Source organism: Rhizobium leguminosarum bv. viciae, from assembly GCF_012276115.1.
Lineage (GTDB): Bacteria > Pseudomonadota > Alphaproteobacteria > Rhizobiales > Rhizobiaceae > Rhizobium > Rhizobium leguminosarum_T.
Genome location: NZ_WIEU01000026.1, coordinates 1 through 18,823 on the forward strand (window position 1 = coordinate 1; position 18,823 = coordinate 18,823).

At 60.8% G+C, this 18,823-nt stretch carries 17 protein-coding genes and 1 tRNA gene; 13 read left to right on the forward strand and 5 right to left on the reverse strand.

Translation table 11 applies throughout. The annotated features are described in order from the left end of the window. Positions 1-443: 443 nt before the first annotated feature. The 3 genes from gmd to GFM02_RS30110 all read left to right on the forward strand — a co-directional run bounded on the left by gmd (position 444) and on the right by GFM02_RS30110 (position 3,671). Positions 444-1,505 (forward strand): GDP-mannose 4,6-dehydratase, encoded by a 1,062-nt coding sequence (gmd, locus tag GFM02_RS30100; protein WP_168323678.1) that lies wholly within the window; start codon positions 444-446, stop codon positions 1,503-1,505. After that, the gene (gene fcl / locus GFM02_RS30105; RefSeq protein ID WP_168323679.1) at positions 1,506-2,456 is read left to right on the forward strand and encodes a GDP-L-fucose synthase; all 951 of its coding nucleotides are present in this window, start codon (positions 1,506-1,508) and stop codon (positions 2,454-2,456) included. A gap of 204 nt (positions 2,457-2,660) precedes the next feature. Next, positions 2,661-3,671, forward strand: a complete 1,011-nt coding sequence (locus GFM02_RS30110; RefSeq protein ID WP_168323680.1) for a methyltransferase — start codon at positions 2,661-2,663, stop codon at positions 3,669-3,671. 62 nt (positions 3,672-3,733) lie between these two features. Here GFM02_RS30110 and GFM02_RS30115 read toward each other — a convergent pair. Further along, positions 3,734-3,807 (reverse strand) — tRNA-Gln (locus GFM02_RS30115). 243 nt (positions 3,808-4,050) lie between these two features. On the opposite strand from GFM02_RS30115, the gene GFM02_RS30120 reads away from it, so the two are divergent. The 3 genes from GFM02_RS30120 (at position 4,051) to GFM02_RS30130 (ending at position 6,895) form a co-directional block, all read left to right on the forward strand. Continuing rightward, positions 4,051-5,619, forward strand: a complete 1,569-nt coding sequence (locus tag GFM02_RS30120; protein WP_168323681.1) for a Ppx/GppA phosphatase family protein — start codon at positions 4,051-4,053, stop codon at positions 5,617-5,619. Positions 5,620-5,633: 14 nt separating this feature from the next. Continuing rightward, positions 5,634-6,353, forward strand: coding sequence for an RlmE family RNA methyltransferase (locus GFM02_RS30125; RefSeq protein ID WP_168323682.1), 720 nt, complete (start codon positions 5,634-5,636; stop codon positions 6,351-6,353). A 158-nt stretch (positions 6,354-6,511) separates the two neighbouring features. Beyond that, positions 6,512-6,895 (forward strand): VOC family protein, encoded by a 384-nt coding sequence (locus GFM02_RS30130; protein WP_168323683.1) that lies wholly within the window; start codon positions 6,512-6,514, stop codon positions 6,893-6,895. 7 nt (positions 6,896-6,902) lie between these two features. On the opposite strand, the gene GFM02_RS30135 is transcribed toward GFM02_RS30130, so the two are convergent. After that, positions 6,903-8,327, reverse strand: coding sequence for a DHA2 family efflux MFS transporter permease subunit (locus GFM02_RS30135; protein ID WP_168323684.1), 1,425 nt, complete (start codon positions 8,325-8,327; stop codon positions 6,903-6,905). A 260-nt stretch (positions 8,328-8,587) separates the two neighbouring features. On the opposite strand from GFM02_RS30135, the gene GFM02_RS30140 reads away from it, so the two are divergent. The 5 genes from GFM02_RS30140 (at position 8,588) to GFM02_RS30160 (ending at position 13,568) form a co-directional block, all read left to right on the forward strand. After that, a complete protein-coding gene (locus tag GFM02_RS30140) occupies positions 8,588-9,580 on the forward strand; it encodes an MBL fold metallo-hydrolase (RefSeq protein WP_168323685.1) in 993 nt (330 codons plus the stop codon). A 278-nt stretch (positions 9,581-9,858) separates the two neighbouring features. Further along, positions 9,859-11,343 carry an IMP dehydrogenase gene (guaB, locus tag GFM02_RS30145; RefSeq protein ID WP_020048597.1) on the forward strand — a complete coding sequence of 495 codons (1,485 nt, stop codon included), beginning with the start codon at positions 9,859-9,861 and terminating at the stop codon, positions 11,341-11,343. A 2-nt stretch (positions 11,344-11,345) separates the two neighbouring features. Beyond that, positions 11,346-11,900: a hypothetical protein gene (locus GFM02_RS30150; protein ID WP_168323686.1), complete on the forward strand. Its 555-nt coding sequence runs from the start codon at positions 11,346-11,348 to the stop codon at positions 11,898-11,900. A 167-nt stretch (positions 11,901-12,067) separates the two neighbouring features. Beyond that, a complete protein-coding gene (locus GFM02_RS30155; RefSeq protein WP_168323687.1) occupies positions 12,068-12,484 on the forward strand; it encodes an MAPEG family protein in 417 nt (138 codons plus the stop codon). Between the two features lie 442 nt (positions 12,485-12,926). Then, positions 12,927-13,568 carry a TetR family transcriptional regulator gene (locus tag GFM02_RS30160; RefSeq protein ID WP_168323688.1) on the forward strand — a complete coding sequence of 214 codons (642 nt, stop codon included), beginning with the start codon at positions 12,927-12,929 and terminating at the stop codon, positions 13,566-13,568. 4 nt (positions 13,569-13,572) lie between these two features. Here the strand turns inward: GFM02_RS30160 and GFM02_RS30165 are convergent, their stop codons facing one another. Then, the gene (locus GFM02_RS30165) at positions 13,573-14,529 is read right to left on the reverse strand and encodes a LysR substrate-binding domain-containing protein (protein ID WP_168323689.1); all 957 of its coding nucleotides are present in this window, start codon (positions 14,527-14,529) and stop codon (positions 13,573-13,575) included. 327 nt (positions 14,530-14,856) lie between these two features. On the opposite strand from GFM02_RS30165, the gene GFM02_RS30170 reads away from it, so the two are divergent. After that, a complete protein-coding gene (locus tag GFM02_RS30170) occupies positions 14,857-15,150 on the forward strand; it encodes a DUF1127 domain-containing protein (RefSeq protein ID WP_163875017.1) in 294 nt (97 codons plus the stop codon). A 265-nt stretch (positions 15,151-15,415) separates the two neighbouring features. Here GFM02_RS30170 and GFM02_RS30175 read toward each other — a convergent pair whose 3' ends face one another. Further along, positions 15,416-16,276 carry a DUF937 domain-containing protein gene (locus GFM02_RS30175; RefSeq protein ID WP_168323690.1) on the reverse strand — a complete coding sequence of 287 codons (861 nt, stop codon included), beginning with the start codon at positions 16,274-16,276 and terminating at the stop codon, positions 15,416-15,418. A 197-nt stretch (positions 16,277-16,473) separates the two neighbouring features. Here GFM02_RS30175 and GFM02_RS30180 point away from each other — a divergent pair, with 197 nt between their 5' ends. Next, on the forward strand, positions 16,474-17,358 hold the full coding sequence (locus tag GFM02_RS30180; RefSeq protein ID WP_168323691.1) for a hypothetical protein: 885 nt from the start codon (positions 16,474-16,476) through the stop codon (positions 17,356-17,358). Positions 17,359-17,420: 62 nt separating this feature from the next. Here the strand turns inward: GFM02_RS30180 and GFM02_RS30185 are convergent, their stop codons facing one another. Then, entirely contained in the window at positions 17,421-18,794 is a 1,374-nt protein-coding gene (locus GFM02_RS30185) for a glutamate--cysteine ligase (protein WP_168323692.1), read from the reverse strand. Positions 18,795-18,823: the final 29 nt, after the last annotated feature.

Sequence of the window (18,823 nt, forward strand, 5' to 3'; positions counted from 1 at the left end):
GAGCGCGTTTGGCAACCCGCGGCATCGCCAGCAGAGGGGCGACGAGCGCTTGCATCGGCATTAAGAACCATCCTGAGCGCGGCGTCTCAGTGGGGGTATTTTCGGGCATTGCTTACCAGCGTCTCGCAGATCAATCAGACAACCACCTTCTTGTCATTTTCTGCAACGAGCGCAACTGAAATAATCGGAAATCAAGGTCTTCCGCACCGACTTATCTATCAGAAGTAGGCTATACAATGGCCATCTGCCCGTCCGCCCATTACCTTGCCGCCGGTACGGCAGGTGATTTTTCACGCTTCAGTCCGACTGCGCCTGACCCGCGTCAACCACAGAGCTCCATCATGCTCATGTCGGTGGATTGGGCTCAGTCATATGGGGGTTGCGCTCGTTCGGTCGTTTCCATAAACACATCCCGAAGATTGCATTGAGAGACGACGTAGAAAATGACAAAAACCGCGCTTATCACTGGGGTCACTGGTCAGGATGGTGCCTATCTGGCCGAATTGCTTCTGAGCAAAGGCTATACGGTGCACGGTATCAAGCGGCGATCCTCGTCTTTTAACACCGGCCGTATCGAGCATATCTACCAGGATCCGCATGAAGCCCATCCGCGCTTCATTCTGCATTATGGAGATATGATCGACTCGACCAATCTCCTTCGGATCGTGCAGCAGACACAGCCCGACGAAATCTATAATCTTGCTGCACAAAGCCATGTCGGTGTCAGTTTCGAAACCCCTGAATATACAGCAGACGCCGATGGTGTTGGAACGCTGAGATTGCTCGAAGCGATCCGAATCCTGCGTCTCGAGGAAAAGACCCGGTTCTACCAGGCATCGACCTCGGAACTCTACGGTCTTGTGCAGGAAGTGCCGCAGAACGAGAAGACGCCTTTTTACCCGCGTTCTCCCTATGCCGCAGCCAAGCTTTATGCCTACTGGATCGTCGTGAATTATCGCGAGGCCTATGGCATGCATGCGTCGAACGGTATTCTTTTCAACCATGAAAGCCCGCTTCGTGGAGAGACGTTCGTCACGCGCAAGATCACCATGGCGGTGGCTGCTATCCATCTGGGGCGGCAGGATAAGCTTTTCCTCGGCAATCTCGACGCAAAGCGTGACTGGGGCCACGCGCGTGAATACGTCGAGGGCATGTGGCGCATGCTGCAGCAGGACAAGCCTGATGACTACGTCTTGGCCACCGGTGAGACGACCAGTGTCCGCCAGTTTGTCGAGTGGGCGTTTGCCGATGTCGGCATTACTTTGGAATGGAAAGGGTCCGGCGTCGATGAAAAGGGGTATGACGCCGCGTCCGGCGTTTGCCTGGTCGAAATCGATCCTCGGTATTTTCGCCCGACGGAAGTCGACCTTTTGCTTGGTGATCCGACCAAGGCACGTCAAAAGCTGGGCTGGCAGCACAAGATTCCGGTTCGTGAACTCGCCGCTGAAATGGTGCGTGAAGATATCAAGCACGGGAAAGCCATCAACAGCAGAAAAGAGATCTGAGTGTACGACCTGTCCAACAAGAAAATCTGGGTTGCCGGCCATCGGGGCATGGTAGGCAGCGCTCTTGTGCGCAGGCTTCACTCGGAAGATTGCAGCGTGATTACGGCAACGCGCCGCGAGGTCGATTTAAAGCGCCAGGACGAGGTTGAGAAATTTGTTGAAGCCACGCGACCTGATGCGATCATTCTCGCCGCTGCCAAGGTTGGCGGTATTCTTGCGAACGACAGCTATCCCGCAGAATTTGTCTATGACAATCTGATTATTGAAGCGAACATCTTCGAAGCCGCCCACCGCGCGAGGGTGGACCGGCTTCTATTCCTGGGTTCAAGCTGCATTTATCCCAAGCTCGCGCCACAGCCGATTTCCGAAGAGGCTTTGCTGACCGGTCCGCTTGAGCCGACCAATGAATGGTACGCGATTGCCAAGATCGCCGGCATCAAGCTCGCCGAGGCCTATCGCAAGCAATACGGCCGGGATTACATTTCGGCCATGCCGACCAATTTATACGGCCCCGGCGATAACTTCGACCTGAATTCCAGCCATGTACTGCCGGCGCTTGTCCGCAAGGCGCATGCTGCGAAACTTCGCAAAGATCCGCATATGGTGGTCTGGGGTACAGGAACCCCGCGCCGAGAGTTTCTTCACGTCGATGACTGTGCCGACGCCTTGGTGTTTCTGCTCAAAACATATTCGGGCTCGCAGCACGTGAATGTCGGCTCGGGTACAGACCTCGAAATTATCGAGTTGACGCGTTTGGTCTGCCGCATTGTCGGTTACGAGGGTGAGATCATTCATGATCTTTCCAAGCCCGATGGCACGCCCCGAAAGCTGATGAGCAACAAGAAGCTTCAGGACATGGGCTGGAAACCGGGTATTTCGCTTGAGGATGGCATCCGCGCCACTTACGCTTGGTTTCTTGAGTTCGAAAATAGACCTGATCCGGCGGTCTGACACCAATCGCTGAGGACCGGGCTCTCTCCATTCCCACACCGATATTCGTGTGGAGGTGTTGCCGCCGTCGGCGGCGGCTGGCAGATCGGCCATGGAGGCGGAACACCCGATTAGATTAGCGGTTGGTATTGTAGAATATGCGGATATACGCATAGTTCTGCGACGGGCGCTGCCAGGCGCTATCAGGCGAGGGGTCTGGATTCCATGGAAACTACCGTCGAGGACGCCCATGCTGGCGTCGTGTCGCCCGACCTCGTGGTCGATGCGCTGTTTGCATGCCGAAAGACGGCAGCCATCGAACTTGATCTCTTTACTCATATCGGCGAGGGCAAAACGGCCGCATTGCTGGCTGCGGCAACAAGCGCGTCGGAGCGTGGGGTGCGCATCCTGTGCGACTACCTTGCGGTACATGGCTTTCTGACAAAGGAGAGCGGACAGTACCGAATGACGGCCTCGACCAGAATGTTCCTCGATCGCAATTCGCCGGCCTATATGGGCGCGGCCGTCGAGTTCACGGCCGCACCCGAAATACTGGATAATTTTCTGCGCGATCCGGCCGCCGTCGTGCGAAACGGCGGTTCGGCCGGGCTTGCGAACGTGTCGGCAGACAACCCCGTCTGGTTGAAGTTTGCGCGCGGCATGAGCTCCTTTACCGGGCTCAGCGCCAAAATGCTGGCTGGCGAAATCTCCGGCTGGCCGAGGCCTCCCAAAAAGGTTTTGGACATCGCTGCAGGTCCAGGCGTTTTCGGGATCGAAATTGCGAAGGCCTTTCCAACGGCGGAGATCGTCGCCGTCGACTGGGCCGCCGTATTAGCGCTGTCGAGGCAGAATGCGGAAAAAGCCGGCGTGGTTGACCGGTACCAGACGATAGCCGGCAGTGCTTTCGATGTTGAGTGGGGCACGGGTTATGACCTTGTCCTGCTTCCGAATTTTCTGCACCACTTCGATTTGCCGACATGTGCCCAACTGTTGCGAAAGATCATCGCCAGCCTTGCAGAGCATGGTCGGATCGTCGCGGTCGATTTCGTGCCGAACGAAGATGGCGTGTCGCCGCCTTTTCCCGCAGCGTTCTCCTGGGAGATGCTCGCCAGCACGCCGGCTGGCCAGGCTTATACGCAAAGTGAGTTGACCGAGATGGCAAGACTTGCCGGCCTTGCCGGCGTCACGGTCAAATCGATGCCACCAACTCCGGCAAGCGTTATTCTCTATGAATAGCAGGTCGACTGTCGCTGCGTCGCCTGGGAACAAAGGCTACGATGAAAATTTAAAGAAGAATTTGGCTGGGGAACCTGGATTCGAACCAAGATTAACGGAGTCAGAGTCCGTCGTTCTACCATTGAACTATTCCCCAGCATAAGCGAACCGGCGGGCGGTCGGCTGGTGTGCGGCGCTTATAACCAAAAGCCGGGGAATTGCAAATAGCTGTTTTGAAAAAAATCGGTGCTGCCGCGGAAAGGTGAAACCGCTGCAAATCCCTTGGTCCAAAAAAGAATTTGGCGATTTCGGCGGGCGCTGATATTCTTGCGGCAACGCAAAAATCGAATGAGCGCCTGCTGCATATCCCAGGACTTGCGCGGCGCGGTGGAAAAATAACGTGGAAGACCCCGAAGGCGGCGCAAAGCCGCAATTTGACGGGGCGTCGGCGGCAGGGCGCAAGGACGGCAAAAAGTCCAGGCGCCGCAAGGGCAAGCGTGGCGGGCAATCCCGCAACGCGGCTCATCCCGCTTCGCATGAGCCTTCCGGCGGTGCCGGACAGCCTGCGCGCCCGATGGAAGATGCAGCCGGGAATCCGGCCCGCAAGCGCAAGCGTCGCCGTCGAGGCGGCCATGGTGCCGTGCAGGACGGTTCACCTCTCCCCCAGGCAATGGAACAGACGGCAGCGGCAGGCAATGCCGTCCGCGCCGATAGCGATTCAGCGCCGAGTCGTCGCAACCGCCGCAAACACCGCGGCAAGCGCGGTCTGCAGGGCCGGCCGCTGACACCGGCAAAACCATCAGGTGCCCCGCAGCAGGAACGCCGCGCAGAAGAAGCGGTGCTCAGGGTCGAACTGCGTGAAACACTGAATGGCGCAAGCGCCAACCGCAGGACCCGCCCGGAAAGCCATTCCCATTCCGGGCATCAGGGGGATCGTCAGGCCGGCGAACACGCGTGGCCGGAGGAGCTCTACGCCGCCCTCGATCTCGGCACCAACAATTGCCGTCTCCTCATTGCCCAGCCGACTCGTCCGGGTCAATTCCGCGTCGTCGACGCTTTTTCCCGCATCGTGCGCCTCGGCGAAGGCCTTGCGGCCAGCGGCCGTCTGTCGGACGAGGCGATGGAGAGGGCGATCGAGGCGCTGAGGATCTGCGCCTCCAAGCTCAGGAACCGGCAGATCCGCCGCATGCGGCTGATCGCCACCGAAGCCTGCCGCCAGGCCGTCAATGGCGAGGACTTCCTCAGCCGGGTCGTTGCCGAAACCGGCCTCGAGCTCGAGATCATCGATCGGGAGACAGAGGCGCGGCTTGCAGTCTCCGGCTGCTCCTCGCTGGTCGGTCGCGAAACGCGCTCCGTCGTGCTCTTCGATATCGGCGGCGGCTCGTCGGAGATCGCGGTCATCCGCATCGGCGACAATCGCTTCAGCCGCCTTGCCAATCACATCACCCACTGGACCTCGTTGCCGGTTGGCGTCGTGACGCTGTCGGAGCGCCATGGCGGGCACGACGTCACGCCGGAGGCCTTCGAAGGCATGGTGCGTGAGGTCGAAGGCATGCTTGGAAGCTTCGATTGCCCGGAGATCGAGGTCGCCCAGACCGGCGACTTTCACCTGATCGGCACATCGGGCACGGTGACGACGCTTGCCGGTGTGCATCTCGACCTGCCGCGTTATGACCGGCGCAAGGTCGACGGCATCTGGCTGTCCGACGATGAGGTCTCCGCCATGCAGGCAAAGCTTCTCTCCTGGGATTTCGCAAGCCGTGCCGCCAATCCCTGCATCGGGCCCGACCGGGCCGATCTGGTGCTGGCCGGCTGCGCCATCCTCGAGGCGATCCGCCGCCGCTGGCCGAGCCCGCGCATGCGGGTTGCCGATCGCGGCTTGAGGGAAGGCCTGCTCACCGACATGATGGCCGATGACGGCGTGTGGCGGCGCAACCGCAACCGCCGCAGCCAGCGCGTGAGATCGTGAGATAAGGAATAGGCATGACCAAGGCACCGATCGCGGGAAACCGCACCGGCCGCAAGCTCGGCCAGCGCGTCAAGAACAAGAAGATGAAGGCCTCCTCCCGCCAATGGCTGGAGCGCCACATCAACGATCCCTATGTGCAGCGCGCCCAGCTCGAAGGCTATCGCGCCCGGGCTGCCTTCAAGCTGCTGGAGATCGACGAGAAACATCATATCCTGCGCGGCGCCAGGCGCATCATCGATCTCGGGGCTGCCCCCGGCAGCTGGTCGCAGATCGCTGCCAAGGTCACCGGCTCGACAGATGAGGATATTCGTGTGGCTGCGATCGATTTCCTTGAAATGACCCAGTTGCCGGGGGTCAAGATCCTGCAGCTCGATTTCCTCGATCCGAGTGCGCCGGAAAAGCTGCTGGAGGCCGTCGGCGGCACACCGGATCTCGTCATCTCGGACATGGCGGCGCCCACCACCGGCCACCACCGCACCGACCATCTGCGCACCATGCATCTCTGTGAGGTGGCGGCGCATTTCGCCGTCGAAGTGCTGGGGGAAGGCGGGCACTTCCTCACCAAGACTTTTCAGGGCGGTACCGAGCGTGAGCTGCTCGCCATGCTCAAGCAGAACTTCCGCCAGGTCGTCCATGTCAAGCCGAACTCGTCGCGCGCCGAATCGGTCGAGATGTTCCTGCTGGCCAAGGGGTTCAAGGGGCGCAAGGCCGAAGGCGAAGCAGAAGAAGCTTGATCTTCGGGCCGGTCCTGACGGATGATGGCGATCGACTGCATAATTCCTTAAATCGGGATCGAATTGAGGATAAGATAGGCAGCAATGGAATGCGTTGCCGCGTCCTTTGCGCGTCCGAAAGGACGCGCGGCGCTCTAACGATTTGAGCCGCTGATCCCATGCTTCTTTACGTCACGCTCGGAACCAACGACCTTTATCGCGCAGGGCATTTTTACGATGCCGTGCTGTCTCCCCTCGGCTATCGCCGCCAGCGCTCTTCCGAAGAGGAAATAGGCTATTCCGCCGAGGGCGATACGCGCTGCCGCTTCTGGGTGGTGACGCCGTTCAATCACCGCCGGGCGACCTCGGGCAATGGCGCCATGGTCGCGCTGGCGGCCGAAACGCGAGCGGATGTCGATGCTTTCCATGCGGCGGTGATCGCGGCAGGCGCCGTGGATGAGGGCGAGCCCGGCCTGCGCTCCTACCATGCCCATTTCTATGCCGCCTATATCCGTGATCTCGACGGCAACAAGCTCTCTGCCGTCTGCGAAAGCCCGGAGTAGCGGCTGGCTATTTCACCGCCTGCTGTTCGGCTTCAACCGTTGCCGCCTTTATTGCCTTCGAGCGGTGGCCGGAAACGATTGCGCCGGCATTGCGGTCCATCCGGATGAAGGGAATGGTCGCAATGACAGTCAGTCCGGCGATGATATAGAAGGCGAGGTGGAAATCGGCCACTTGCAGCGCTTCGCCGCGGAAATAGATCGAGCTTTCCAGGATCGCGGCGGCGACCGCAACGCCGAGCGCCAGGCTGACCTGCTGCATCACCGAGCTCATCGATGTTGCTTGGCTGGCTTCCGCATCTTCGATATCGGCGAAGGCAAGCGCATTGACGCCGGTGAACATGAAGGAGCGGGAGAAGCCGCCGAGCAGCAGCACGCCGATGATGACGAGATGCGGCGTCGACGGCGTGAACAGGCCGGTGACGACAGTCACCAGGGTCGTCACCATGGCGGCGCCGAGCAGCGTCGTGCGGAAGCCGGCGGCGGCGAAGACGCGCTTCGCCATGAACTTGGTAGTGATCGCACCGATCGCGCCTGCAAAGGTGATGAGGCCGGATTGAAACGGCGTCAGCCCGAAGCCGAGCTGCAGCATCAGCGGCGTCAGGAAGGGCATGGCGCCGACGCAAATGCGAAACAGCATGCCGCCCAACGTGGAGGCCCGGAAGGTCGGGTTCTTGAACAGGTTGAGGTTGAGGATCGGCGCCGGATGCCGCTTGGCGTGGCGCACGTAAAGGAGACCGCAGATGAGGCCGATCAAGGTGGCGGTGACGCCGATGATCGGGGGCAGGGCCGGCAGACTGACCACCGACAGGCCGAAGACGACGCCCGCAGCCGAAAGCGAGGTCAGCACGAAACCGGTGACATCGAGCCGCGGCGGCGCCGTCGCTTCCACCTCCGGCAGAAAAATCGTCGCAAGCCAGATGCCGATGATGCCGACCGGCACGTTGATCAGGAAGATCCAGTGCCAGCTGAAATAGGTGGTGATGAAGCCGCCGAGCGGCGGGCCGGTGAGCGGGCCGACAAGCGCGGGGATGGTGAGCAGCGCCATGGCCGAGACCAGGTCGCTGCGTTGCGTCGTGCGCACCAGCACGAGGCGGCCGACCGGCGTCATCATCGCGCCGCCCATGCCCTGCAGGAAGCGGGCAAACACGAATTCGACGAGGTTGGACGAAATCGCGCAGAAGATCGAGCCGATGACGAAGACCGAGATGGCAAGGCGGAAGATCTTCTTGGCGCCGAACCTGTCGGCCATCCAGCCACTGACGGGGATGAACACCGCCAGCGCCACCATGTAGGAGGTCAGCGCCAGCTTCAGCGTGATCGGCCCGACATTGAGATCCCTAGCGATCGCCGGCAGCGCCGTCGCAATCACGGTCGAGTCCATCTGTTCCATGAAGAGGGCGACGGCGAGGATCAGCGGGACGATGCGATTCATAGGCGGGAGCCTTGAGGGGCGCGGATGGGAGGTGGGAAGGCCCGTGCTGTTTAGTCCCAGTTTCGGGTTCTGCCAATCCCCCAATCCGGGTCCCAATTCGGGTCGATGACACGTTAGCTTCACGTCTGCGTGAGACGGCTTGCCCGACAACGTCGCCTATCAACATTGACATATGTTTACCCGGCCGGGGCAACAAATCCGGCCGGACACGTCATCGGGGCCGTGCGGCGGCACACCGCACGTCATGGGAGAATGGATATATGGCAATTTCGACCCGAATGAAGCGGCGCACGCTTTTTGCCGCAGGCCTTGGCTTGGCTGCGGCTCCGGCAATTTTTAGAGACAAGGCCGAAGCGGCCGCGACTGGAGAAAATAGAAGTATGGATGGCACGCCTTTGCCTGAGATCAATCAATTCAAGCTCGGTTCCTATAAGTTCACCGTCGTCCGCGACGGCATCAACATCTCAGAAAAACCCTACGAAACCTTCGGCACCAATCAGGATCCCGAAACGGTCAAGGCGTTGCTCTCCGCAAATTTCCTGCCGGCCGACAAATTCCTGAACGGCTATGCGCCGGCTATCATCGATACCGGTTCCGATGTCATCCTCATCGATACCGGCTTCGGAGCGAGCGGTCGCGCACGCGGCGCCGGCCAGCTTGCCGAAGGCCTGAAAGCGGCGGGTTATTCGGCCGACGATGTCACGCTGGTGGCGCTCACCCATCTGCACGGCGATCATATCGGCGGTCTGATGGAAGACGGCGCGGCTGCCTTCAAGAATGCCCGCTATATCGTCGGCCAGGCGGAATATGATTTCTGGTCGGACAAGGCACGTGAGGGCACACCTGCGGAGGGCGGCCACAAGGCGGTGCTCGCCAATGTCGTGCCGCTCGCCGAGAAGACCACTTTTATTAAGGACGGTGATAGCGTCGCACCCGGCATAACGGCGATGCTGGCGGCCGGCCACTCACCGGGCCATACGGTGTTCCACGTCGAATCCGAGGGCAAGCGCCTTGTGCTCACAGGCGATACCGCCAACCATTATATCCTGTCGCTGCTGCGGCCGGATTGGGAGGTGCGCTTCGACATGGACAAGACGCAGGCAGCCGCCACCCGCCGCAAGGTTTTCGAGATGATCGCCACCGAAAAGATCGCCTTCCTTGGTTATCACATGCCATTCCCGGCAGTCGGCTTCGTCGAGAGGCAGGATGGCGGTTATCGCTTCGTACCGAAGACCTATCAGTTCGACATCTGATCCAAAGCGGTTCAGCCTTCACGGAAGCGCTGAACCGCTATAATATATTGTTTTTACAGAATTACTGACCGAAAAACGCCTAGCGTTTTTCCTGAAATGCTCCTGGCGCATGGCACCCATGACGAGCCCGGCGGGCATGCCGGGCTTTTTGCTATTTCCTTCCTGTCATAGACGTGTTACCAGCCCTCGCCAACTTCCAAGCAACCCATGCAGACCGCCGGGGCGGACGATTCGTTTCCGGACAGGGTCGCATTTTTATTAAACGAAGGAATTTGGCCATGGCACGCATCATTGAAACGGCAACCGGCGCAGACGCGCTTACCTTCGACGACGTGCTGCTGCAGCCGGGACATTCCGAGGTCATGCCCGGCCAGACGAATATCTCCACTCGCATCGCCCGGGATTTCGAACTCAACATCCCGATCATCTCATCAGCCATGGATACCGTCACCGAGAGCCGCCTGGCGATCGCCATGGCCCAGGCCGGCGGGCTCGGCGTCATTCATCGCAACCTGACGCCGATCGAGCAGGCTGAGCAGGTCCGGCAAGTGAAGAAGTTTGAAAGCGGCATGGTCGTCAATCCGGTGACGATCGGCCCCGATGCGACGCTTGCCGATGCGCTCGGGCTCATGAAGTCCTTCAGCATTTCCGGCATCCCTGTCGTCGAGAAGTCTGGCCGCCTCGTCGGCATCCTGACCAACCGCGACGTCCGCTTCGCTTCCGATCCGGAACAGAAGATCCATGAATTGATGACCAGGGACAATCTGGTCACGGTCAAGGAAAACGTCGATCAGCAGGAGGCCAAGCGCCTGCTGCATTCGCATCGCATCGAGAAGCTGCTGGTGGTCGATACCGAAGGCCGTTGCGTCGGCCTGATCACCGTCAAGGACATCGAGAAGTCGCAGCTGAACCCGAATGCTTCCAAGGATGCGCAGGGCAGGCTTCGTGCTGCCGCCGCCATCAGCGTCGGTGACGACGGCTTCGAGCGCGCCGAGCGGCTGATCGAGGCCGGCGTCGACCTTCTGGTCGTCGATACCGCCCACGGCCATTCGCAGCGCGTCCTCGATGCCGTCGCCCGCGTCAAGAAGCTTTCCAACTCGGTGCGCATCATGGCCGGCAATGTCGCCACCTACGACGGCACCAGGGCGCTGATCGATGCCGGCGCGGACGCCGTCAAGGTCGGCATCGGTCCGGGTTCGATCTGCACGACGCGCATCGTTGCCGGCGTCGGCGTTCCCCAGCTCGCCGCCATCATGTCGGCGGTGCAGGCCGCGAATGACCAGGACGTGCCCGTCATCGCCGATGGCGGCATCAAGTTCTCCGGCGATCTTGCCAAGGCGATCGCCGCCGGCGCTTCCGCCGTCATGATCGGCTCGCTGCTTGCCGGTACCGATGAGAGCCCGGGCGAGGTCTATCTCTACCAGGGACGCTCCTTCAAGGCCTATCGCGGCATGGGCTCCGTCGGCGCTATGGCCCGCGGCTCAGCCGACCGTTACTTCCAGGCCGAGGTGAGAGACACGCTGAAGCTCGTGCCTGAGGGCATCGAAGGTCAGGTGCCGTACAAGGGCCCGGTCTCGGGCGTCATCCATCAGCTCGCCGGCGGTCTTAAGGCAGCCATGGGTTACGTCGGGGGCAAAGACCTCAAGGATTTCCAGGAACGGGCCACGTTCGTGCGCATCTCCGGTGCCGGTCTTCGCGAAAGCCACGCCCATGACGTGACGATCACCCGCGAGAGCCCGAACTATCCGGGCGCCGGCCTCTGATCATGAAGGCGGGCAGCGGGATTCCTCTCTGGATCGTCGCGCTGCTCGCAGCCCTCTGCCTCGCCGTGCTCGCCTGGACCACCTTCGGCTTCGTCGTTCCCTTCAAGCACGAAACCGGCCAGGCGGTGCTCGACACCTATTTCGCCGGTTACGACGAGTCGGCGGTCTTCCACATGCAGAAGCTGCTCGATGAGAACGAGGCGGCGACCAGGCTGCTGCGCGCCATGTATTTCGGGCCGGAGCTGATCTTTCCGGCATTGCTGACGGCGCTGCTGTTCCTCGCCTTCCTCAAGCTCGGTCCCGGCGGCGCATGGTTCGGCCGATCGGCGCATCCGCTCGTTGGCAAGGCAGTCTACCTGCTGCCGTTCGTCTACGGCATCGCCGACTATGGCGAGAACATATCGAGCCTGATCGCCTTCGGCAACGGCGCGTCTGCAGGTCTTGCAACGCACCTGCTGCCCTGGATGACGCGATTGAAATTCGCAAGCCTCGCCATCTGCTTCATCCTCATCGCCCGGCTCGCCGTCATGCGCTGGCTCTCGCCGCGCCAGGATTGAAGCGCCGTGTAATCCATCCACCACCGTGACGGATTGCAAAACCGGGTACACCTGGGCGGCATGCACTGGCAATGCTGGTGCCGAAGGGGGTGCCTTGCGCTGGCATCCGGCTTTCCTTTCAGCTAATCCTCGCGTCGAAATCGGAAGCGGAAAGGAAACGGCCACATATGACCGGCTATCAAATCTTCTGGCCACTGCTCGCCCATGTGGCCCTGGTCTATGGTCTTTACGCGCTTCTAGGCATGCGGCGCGCCAAGATGGTCCGCGCCGGCAGCATCGCGAAATCGGATTATCGCGAAAACCGTGGCGAGCCGGCCGAAAGCCTTATTGTCAAGAACTGCCTCGCCAACCAGTTCGAACTGCCCGTGCTCTTCTACGCCTGTTGCGTCCTTCTCTATATCACCGAGGCCGACAATCTCGTCTCCCTCGGCCTCGCCTGGGCTTTCGTTGTCCTGCGCTACGCCCACGCCGCCATCCATGTCACCAGCAACGACCTGCGTTATCGCAGCCCGATCTTCGCCGCCGGTTACCTGGTGCTTGTCGCCATGTGGATCTGGCTTGCCGCATGGATGCTGATGAGCTGAGGCGGCGCGCGCTACCGCCCCATCATTTGCCCGCCACCTGCTACATAATTCCTTAAATCCGGATCGATCTAAGGACAGGATCTGCAGCAACTGAAATGCTGCAGGCCGACGACGGAACATGTCGGCATCGGCGGCAAGATGGCCGCCGGACGTTGGGCCATCCCCAAGATCGCAGGCAACGCGCAGCAGAATGGGGTCAAAGCGGCGCTGTCGGTGAAATTCTGACACGATATGCTTGACGGCGCCGTGTGCCTTTTTCAGGCGTACACAGGACGCTGTAGCACTTTGAATTGTACGGTAGCGCACCGTTTTCACACGCTTTTGCCGGCCGTTAAAATGCGAACGTTTCCATTTACTGCGGATGAAGACCTGCATGTCATATCGGCCCGACGCGGTGGTTTGGCGCATGCCTTCCGCCGCGAACAAAAAGAATGGGAACGACATGGGCGCGGAAAGCATGGATCGGATCGGCTTGCGCAGGAAGCCGAAGCAGGAGCGCAGCATCCAGAGGCTGGACCTCATTCTCGCCGCCGCCGCCAAGATCATCGCCGAAAAGGGCGTCAGCGCCATGCGGATGACGGAACTCGCAATCGCCGCCAAAGTGCCGATCGGTTCGGTCTACCAGTATTTCCCGGAAAAGGCGGCGATCGTCAAAGCCCTGTTCGACCAGCACGCCTCGGCGATCCAGGCGAAGATGGCGGCGATGTTTGCCGACGTACAGTCACTCGACCAGGCGCTGGACGTCGTCTGCGCCACCATCGACTGGTATTACGAGTCCTACCACAACGATCCCGTCTATCTCGGCGTCTGGATGGGAACGGAGACCGATCAGGATCTGCTGCAGCTGAATATCGAGCATAGCGGTCACGTCGCCGGCATCTTCCATGACGCCGTGCGTCAGCTGGCTCCCGACCTTTGCGACGAAGAAATGTATGCGCGCACTTACCTGTTCAGCCACCTGATCGGCGCCGTCATCCGGCTTGCCGCCGTCAGCGAGGAGGCCTTGGCGCGGCGTATGCTCGATGAGTGGAAGCGCGTCATCCGCGCCTCCCTTTTTGCCACGACCGTGCCGCGCGCCGCCTGATCTCTTACCAGCTTGGGACCATATTGGCCGCCTTCAGCCGCGGGTAAAGGCGCGCCTGGGCGGATTTGACGTCCGCCTCGAGGCTGTCGTCGACGCCGGCAGGCGTGATATTGTCGAGGCAGGCGGTGATATGCGCGGTGATCGCATTCATCAGCGAGAGCGAAACGCCCGGCCGCTTCATGATGCCGATCTGCACCGGCGGCAGCGCCGGGAAGCCGTCCGCCTGGCTCAGCACCTTCATGCCCGTCCGCAGCGCCGATTCCGGCATCACCGATACCGCCATGCCGGCAAGCACGGCAGCGGCAACGACAGTGCAGGACCAGCTGGTGAACAGGATCTGGTGCTCGCGTCCCACAGCATCGAGCGCCGAGCAGGCGAGCTGGCGCCACTGGCAGTCGCGCCGGCCGACGGCAAGCGGCACCGGGGCGTCGTCGCGGATCGGATGGTTGGCCGAGCCCACCCAGCAGAGCGGCTCGGTTCTCACCACATCCGACATACGCTCGCGCGGATTGTGGGTGACAAGCGCGATGTCGAGCTCGCCCTTGTGCATGCGCTCGGCAAGATCCACCGAGGGCTCGCAGACGATATAGAGCTCGACATTCGGATGCGTCTTGGCGAAGCGGCCGATGATCTCAGGCATGTAGCGGTCGGCATAATCGTCTGGCGTGCCGATGCGCAGCATCCCTTCCAGCCTGTTGTCGTCGAAGGCGGCGATCGCCTCATTGTTGAGGCGGATGATGCGCCGGGCATAGTTGAGCAGCTTTTCGCCTTCGACCGTCAGCCGGTTGCCGCGTCCGTCTTTGATGAAAAGCTGCTTGCCGATGCGCTCCTCGAGACGGCGCATCTGCATGGAGACGGCCGATTGGGTTTTATAGACCCTGTCGGCGGCCTTGGTGAAGCTGCCGGAATCGACGATGGCGATGAAAGTCTGCAATTGGTCGAGATCAAGAGGCGCGGACATGTTTTCACCCATAAAGATAGCTGATGATAATCATTAGAAACATTCGTTGGACTGATCAATAGGTCTTTGGCATCTTCGGGATGCAAATCAAGCAAAGTGAAGGACAGGCACCCTGCCTGTCCGAGCCAATTCAGCCTTGCTCCTTCCCGTGCGACCTCGCGGGAGGGGTGGGTTGTTGCGCGGCCTAGAACAGGATGATTTTAGGCCGGATCGGCCTAAACTCTGAATCCTGTTCTAAATTAAAGAGTTAGAGCATGATGTCGTCCGAAAACCGCGCACACTTTTCGGCATCATGCTCTGAATGAAATCGAAAGAAAGGAGAGTCCCATGCGGATGACAGACAGAACAATAGAACTCGACTGCGGCAAGCTCACCCCGACGTTTCCCCAGCGTCTGGCAGCAGGCCTCGCACCGTTGACCTCCCTCTTTCGCGGGTTCCGCAATCGCATGGAGATCAACACGCTGCACGATCTGAGCGACGCTCAGCTGAGGGATATCGGCCTTAGCAGGGCCGACCTGACCTCCGCGTTCCTGGCGTCGACCTTCTTCGAGGACCCGTCGGAGCATCTGACGCGCTCAGCGCGCAATCGCCTGTCGTTCTTCCGCTCCCACGAAGAGTAGGAGCGTCGAGTTTCCCCGCAGGGTGATAGCCAATAGCCCTGCCGCTTGACCCGGTGATCGGCTTTCCCAAGCCATCTCCGGGTTTTTTTTATGCGCTAAAGCATGTCGCGCAAAAGTGTGCCGCGGTTTTGCGATAACGACATGCGCAAAAAATCGAAAGCATGTCGCGCAAACTGTGCCGCGGTTTTGCGGCAACGATATGCGAGACACCAAGGACCTAAAGCGTGGCAAGCGAATCGGAAAGATCGCGAGGCGCTTCAGAGCGCTATTCGCTCTTTTCCGAGGAGGGTTTCGGCCGATAGGTTTCGAAGATCGCTTCCAGGTTCCGCTGGTAGTTCTTCTGCACTTCCAGTCCGCTGTCGAACATGGCGTTCAGCATCTCGGTATAGCTGTCGGCATTGACCTTCGTCTCCTCCTTGGGCGCCTCCGGCGTCTTGGCCTTGGTCGGGGCCACCGGCTGCTGGCCGAGCCCGCCCATCATCTCCTGGAAGGCCTTGGCGAAGGGATTGTCGAGAAAGGGGTTCGGCGTCTGCGTTGGCGCAGGCTTCGGCACCGAAAACATCTGCTGCATCGCCTGCGTAAAGGGATTGTCGAAGACACTGGACTCCGGGGCCGGCTTCGGCGCGAAGCCGGTACTCTCCAGCCATTTCTGGATCGTCTCGCCCATCGCCGTGTTGACGAAGGGGTTGACCGGCGAGGCCATCTGGCCGGTCGTCTGCTTGAAGAGCCCGCCCATCAGCGTATCGGCCAGCACCGGCAGCATCCGCTTGTAAATGTCCTGGCCGATCCCGGTCATCTGCGCCGCCTGGGCGGCGACCGCGCGCGAAACCTCCTTCGAGCCGAAGAGTTGGGCAAGGATGTTGTTGCCGTCGGAAATACCCTCCGGCGTGAAGGCCCGGTTCATATCTTCGAAATATCGCGCGTAATTGCCGGAGGAGACCGCCTGCATCAGCCCGACGAAATCATAGGGGTTGCTGGTGCTGCGTTTCAGCCCGGCGGAAAAGGCCGGCATCAGCGCAGCCATCGCCTTCGTCGCCTGTTCCTGCGCAAGGTTGAACTGCCGGGCGATCGCCTCCATCGCCGCGCCGTTCTGCGCCTGCATCATCATGTCGAAGAGTGGCAGCATGGAAGTCCCTTTCCCCCGGTCGTGACGTGTTGTAACGCCACTATAACCGGAAATGGCAATGCGCAAACGGCTTTTTGCCATAAGAACTTAGCCTGATGAGGCGAAAGCGGCGATAATGACGGCCGGCCGTCACCCTCCATCGGCCTATATGGTATCCTCACTGGAAACCGATCCCTGCGCGCCGGCGTTTTTCTTCCATGACCGAAACCAAATCCTTCACTGGTCACGACGAGGCGCCGCCGAGTGAAGACGGTGCGAAGCCGGGCGCCGACATTTCCTTCCCCTATGACAGGATGACTGTCGAACAATTCCGAAGACGCTTCCCCCGTGCCCGCTGGAGTGATGCCCGCAAGGCCTGGTTCGTTCCCGGGCGGACGGCGTCGCGTCGTATCGGACGATGGCTTGCCGAGATGGAGGCCGAAGCCGACGCCCATGCGGATGCGAAGGGCCGCGACGCCTTCGCCTTCGATCCCATCGACAGTCCCTACCTTGAACTCGGCAAGACGGGCTTTCGAATCCGCACGCCCTATTCAAAGACCGTCGTCGACGAATTGCGCGAAGTGCCATTCTCGCAATGGGACGGCGATCTCAAGCTATGGCACGTTCCCTTCCGGTCCTATGAGGAACTCAGACGCCGGTGGCCGGAGATCGAGGCGGCGGCGCGCAGAAATGAGCCGGAGGAGAGACGACGTCGAGCCGAGGAGCGGAAGGGAACAGAACAGGATGTGCGCAGCAAGCTCCGCTCTGCAGAACGAAAGCGTCATCGCTACCCGCTTCAGAGCGACGACTTGCCGCCGATAGGCCGGCCTGTGGTCACCGCCTATGGAATCGTCGTGTTTACCGAGATCACCGGCGAACTGGTCGACCCGCGCGTCGTTGCGGACTTCTATCGCGGCGTGACCGAGGATCACGTCTGGGGATATTGGCGGGTGCCTACGTTGGAAGAACTCGTCCGCACCTGGCCTGCGAAAATGCCTCCGGTGCAGGATGCCGAGTGGTGGCTGCCGACGATCGAGGAACTGAGGCCGGCCCGTCGCACGGCCAGATCGCGCGAAGCCAGGAAGCGCGCGATGGCGCCGTGACCGCAGCTTGTCACTGCATATTCCTTGAATCGATTCCGATTTAGGGAATTCAGGGGCTCAGTTCAGTACTGATAGTCCTCGAAGACCGGTTCGACCGTGCCCTGCCAGCGGCCGTGATAGAGCGACAGCAGATCCTCGGCGAGCGTCGCCTTTTTGGCGAGCACCTCTTCGAGCGGCGCCAGGAAGATGCTCTCGTCCTGGCCTTCCCGGTTGAGCCTGCCCCGCGCCTTGAGGCCGGCCCTTGATATGCCGATCACCTCGCGCGCCATGTCGAAGAGCGGATGTCCGCGGAATTGCGCCGTCAACCCTTCGGCGGGAACGGCGTTGCGCAGCGCACCTATCTCGGCAAAGCTCCAATCTTTGGTCAGTTCGTCGGCGGTCTCGAGTGCGGCATCGTCGTAGAGCAGGCCGACCCAGAAGGCCGGCAAGGCACAGATGCGGCGCCATGGGCCGCCGTCGGCGCCGCGCATTTCGAGGAAACGCTTCAGCCGCACGTCGGGGAAAAGTGTCGAAAGATGGTTCGTCCAGTCGCCCATCGTCGGCGCCGGATCGGCGACCTCGCCCTTCAATGCGCCGTTCATGAACTGGCGGAAGGTGACATGGGTGCAGTCGTGATAGCGGCCGTCGCGGACGATGAAATACATCGGCGCGTCGAGCGCCCATTCGGCATAGTCGCGGAAGCCGAAATCGTCGCGGAAGGTGAAATCGAGCAGGCCGGCGCGCCGGTTGTCGACATCGCGCCAGATATCGCCGCGCCAGGAGAGCAGCCCGTTCGGCTTGCCCTCGGTAAAGGGCGAGGATGCGAAAAGCGCGGTCGCCAGCGATTGCAGCTTCATCGAGACACGCATCTTCTTGCGCATGTCGGCTTCCGAGGAGAAGTCGAGATTCACCTGGATCGTGCAGGTGCGGTACATCATGTCGAGACCCTGGGTACCGACCTTCGGCATATAGCGGGTCATGATCTCGTAGCGTGACTTCGGCATCTGCGGGGTTTCCGCATAGGTCCATTTCGGACTGCCGCCGATGCCAAGGAAGCGGATGCCCATCGGCTCGGCGATTTCGCGCAGCGTCGCCAGATGCTGGTTCGATTCCCGACAGGTCTCATGGATCGTCTCGAGCGGTGCGCCGGAGAGTTCGAACTGGCCGCCTGGCTCGATCGAGATCGCGCCCATACCGTTCTGCTCGGCAAGCCCGATGATGTTGCCGCCGTCGGTGATCGGCTCCCAGCCGCTTTTCTTCTGCAGGCCGGTCAGGAGGGCCGAAATGCTGGCATCGCCGAAATAGGGAACAGGGCTGTTGTCGGCGCGAAAGAAGGCGAATTTCTCGTGTTCGGTGCCGATCCGGAAGCGCTCCCGCGGCTTGTTGCCCGCGGCGATATAATCGGTCAGATCCTGGACCGAAGAGAGCGGTGTCTGGTCGGTAGTGTCGCGGGCCATGCGGGATACCTGTATTCGGAAAGGCGCCC

Excerpts from the sequence above, each read along its gene's own strand:
- gmd (WP_168323678.1), top strand. The coding sequence starts at position 444 with ATGACAAAAACCGCGCTTATCACTGGGGTCACTGGTCAGGATGGTGCC.
- GFM02_RS30110 (WP_168323680.1), top strand. The coding sequence starts at position 2,661 with ATGGAAACTACCGTCGAGGACGCCCATGCTGGCGTCGTGTCGCCCGAC.
- GFM02_RS30125 (WP_168323682.1), top strand. The coding sequence starts at position 5,634 with ATGACCAAGGCACCGATCGCGGGAAACCGCACCGGCCGCAAGCTCGGC.
- GFM02_RS30130 (WP_168323683.1), top strand. The coding sequence starts at position 6,512 with ATGCTTCTTTACGTCACGCTCGGAACCAACGACCTTTATCGCGCAGGG.
- GFM02_RS30135 (WP_168323684.1), bottom strand. The coding sequence starts at position 8,327 with ATGAATCGCATCGTCCCGCTGATCCTCGCCGTCGCCCTCTTCATGGAA.
- GFM02_RS30140 (WP_168323685.1), top strand. The coding sequence starts at position 8,588 with ATGGCAATTTCGACCCGAATGAAGCGGCGCACGCTTTTTGCCGCAGGC.
- guaB (WP_020048597.1), top strand. The coding sequence starts at position 9,859 with ATGGCACGCATCATTGAAACGGCAACCGGCGCAGACGCGCTTACCTTC.
- GFM02_RS30150 (WP_168323686.1), top strand. The coding sequence starts at position 11,346 with ATGAAGGCGGGCAGCGGGATTCCTCTCTGGATCGTCGCGCTGCTCGCA.
- GFM02_RS30155 (WP_168323687.1), top strand. The coding sequence starts at position 12,068 with ATGACCGGCTATCAAATCTTCTGGCCACTGCTCGCCCATGTGGCCCTG.
- GFM02_RS30160 (WP_168323688.1), top strand. The coding sequence starts at position 12,927 with ATGGGCGCGGAAAGCATGGATCGGATCGGCTTGCGCAGGAAGCCGAAG.
- GFM02_RS30165 (WP_168323689.1), bottom strand. The coding sequence starts at position 14,529 with ATGTCCGCGCCTCTTGATCTCGACCAATTGCAGACTTTCATCGCCATC.
- GFM02_RS30170 (WP_163875017.1), top strand. The coding sequence starts at position 14,857 with ATGCGGATGACAGACAGAACAATAGAACTCGACTGCGGCAAGCTCACC.
- GFM02_RS30175 (WP_168323690.1), bottom strand. The coding sequence starts at position 16,276 with ATGCTGCCACTCTTCGACATGATGATGCAGGCGCAGAACGGCGCGGCG.
- GFM02_RS30180 (WP_168323691.1), top strand. The coding sequence starts at position 16,474 with ATGACCGAAACCAAATCCTTCACTGGTCACGACGAGGCGCCGCCGAGT.
- GFM02_RS30185 (WP_168323692.1), bottom strand. The coding sequence starts at position 18,794 with ATGGCCCGCGACACTACCGACCAGACACCGCTCTCTTCGGTCCAGGAT.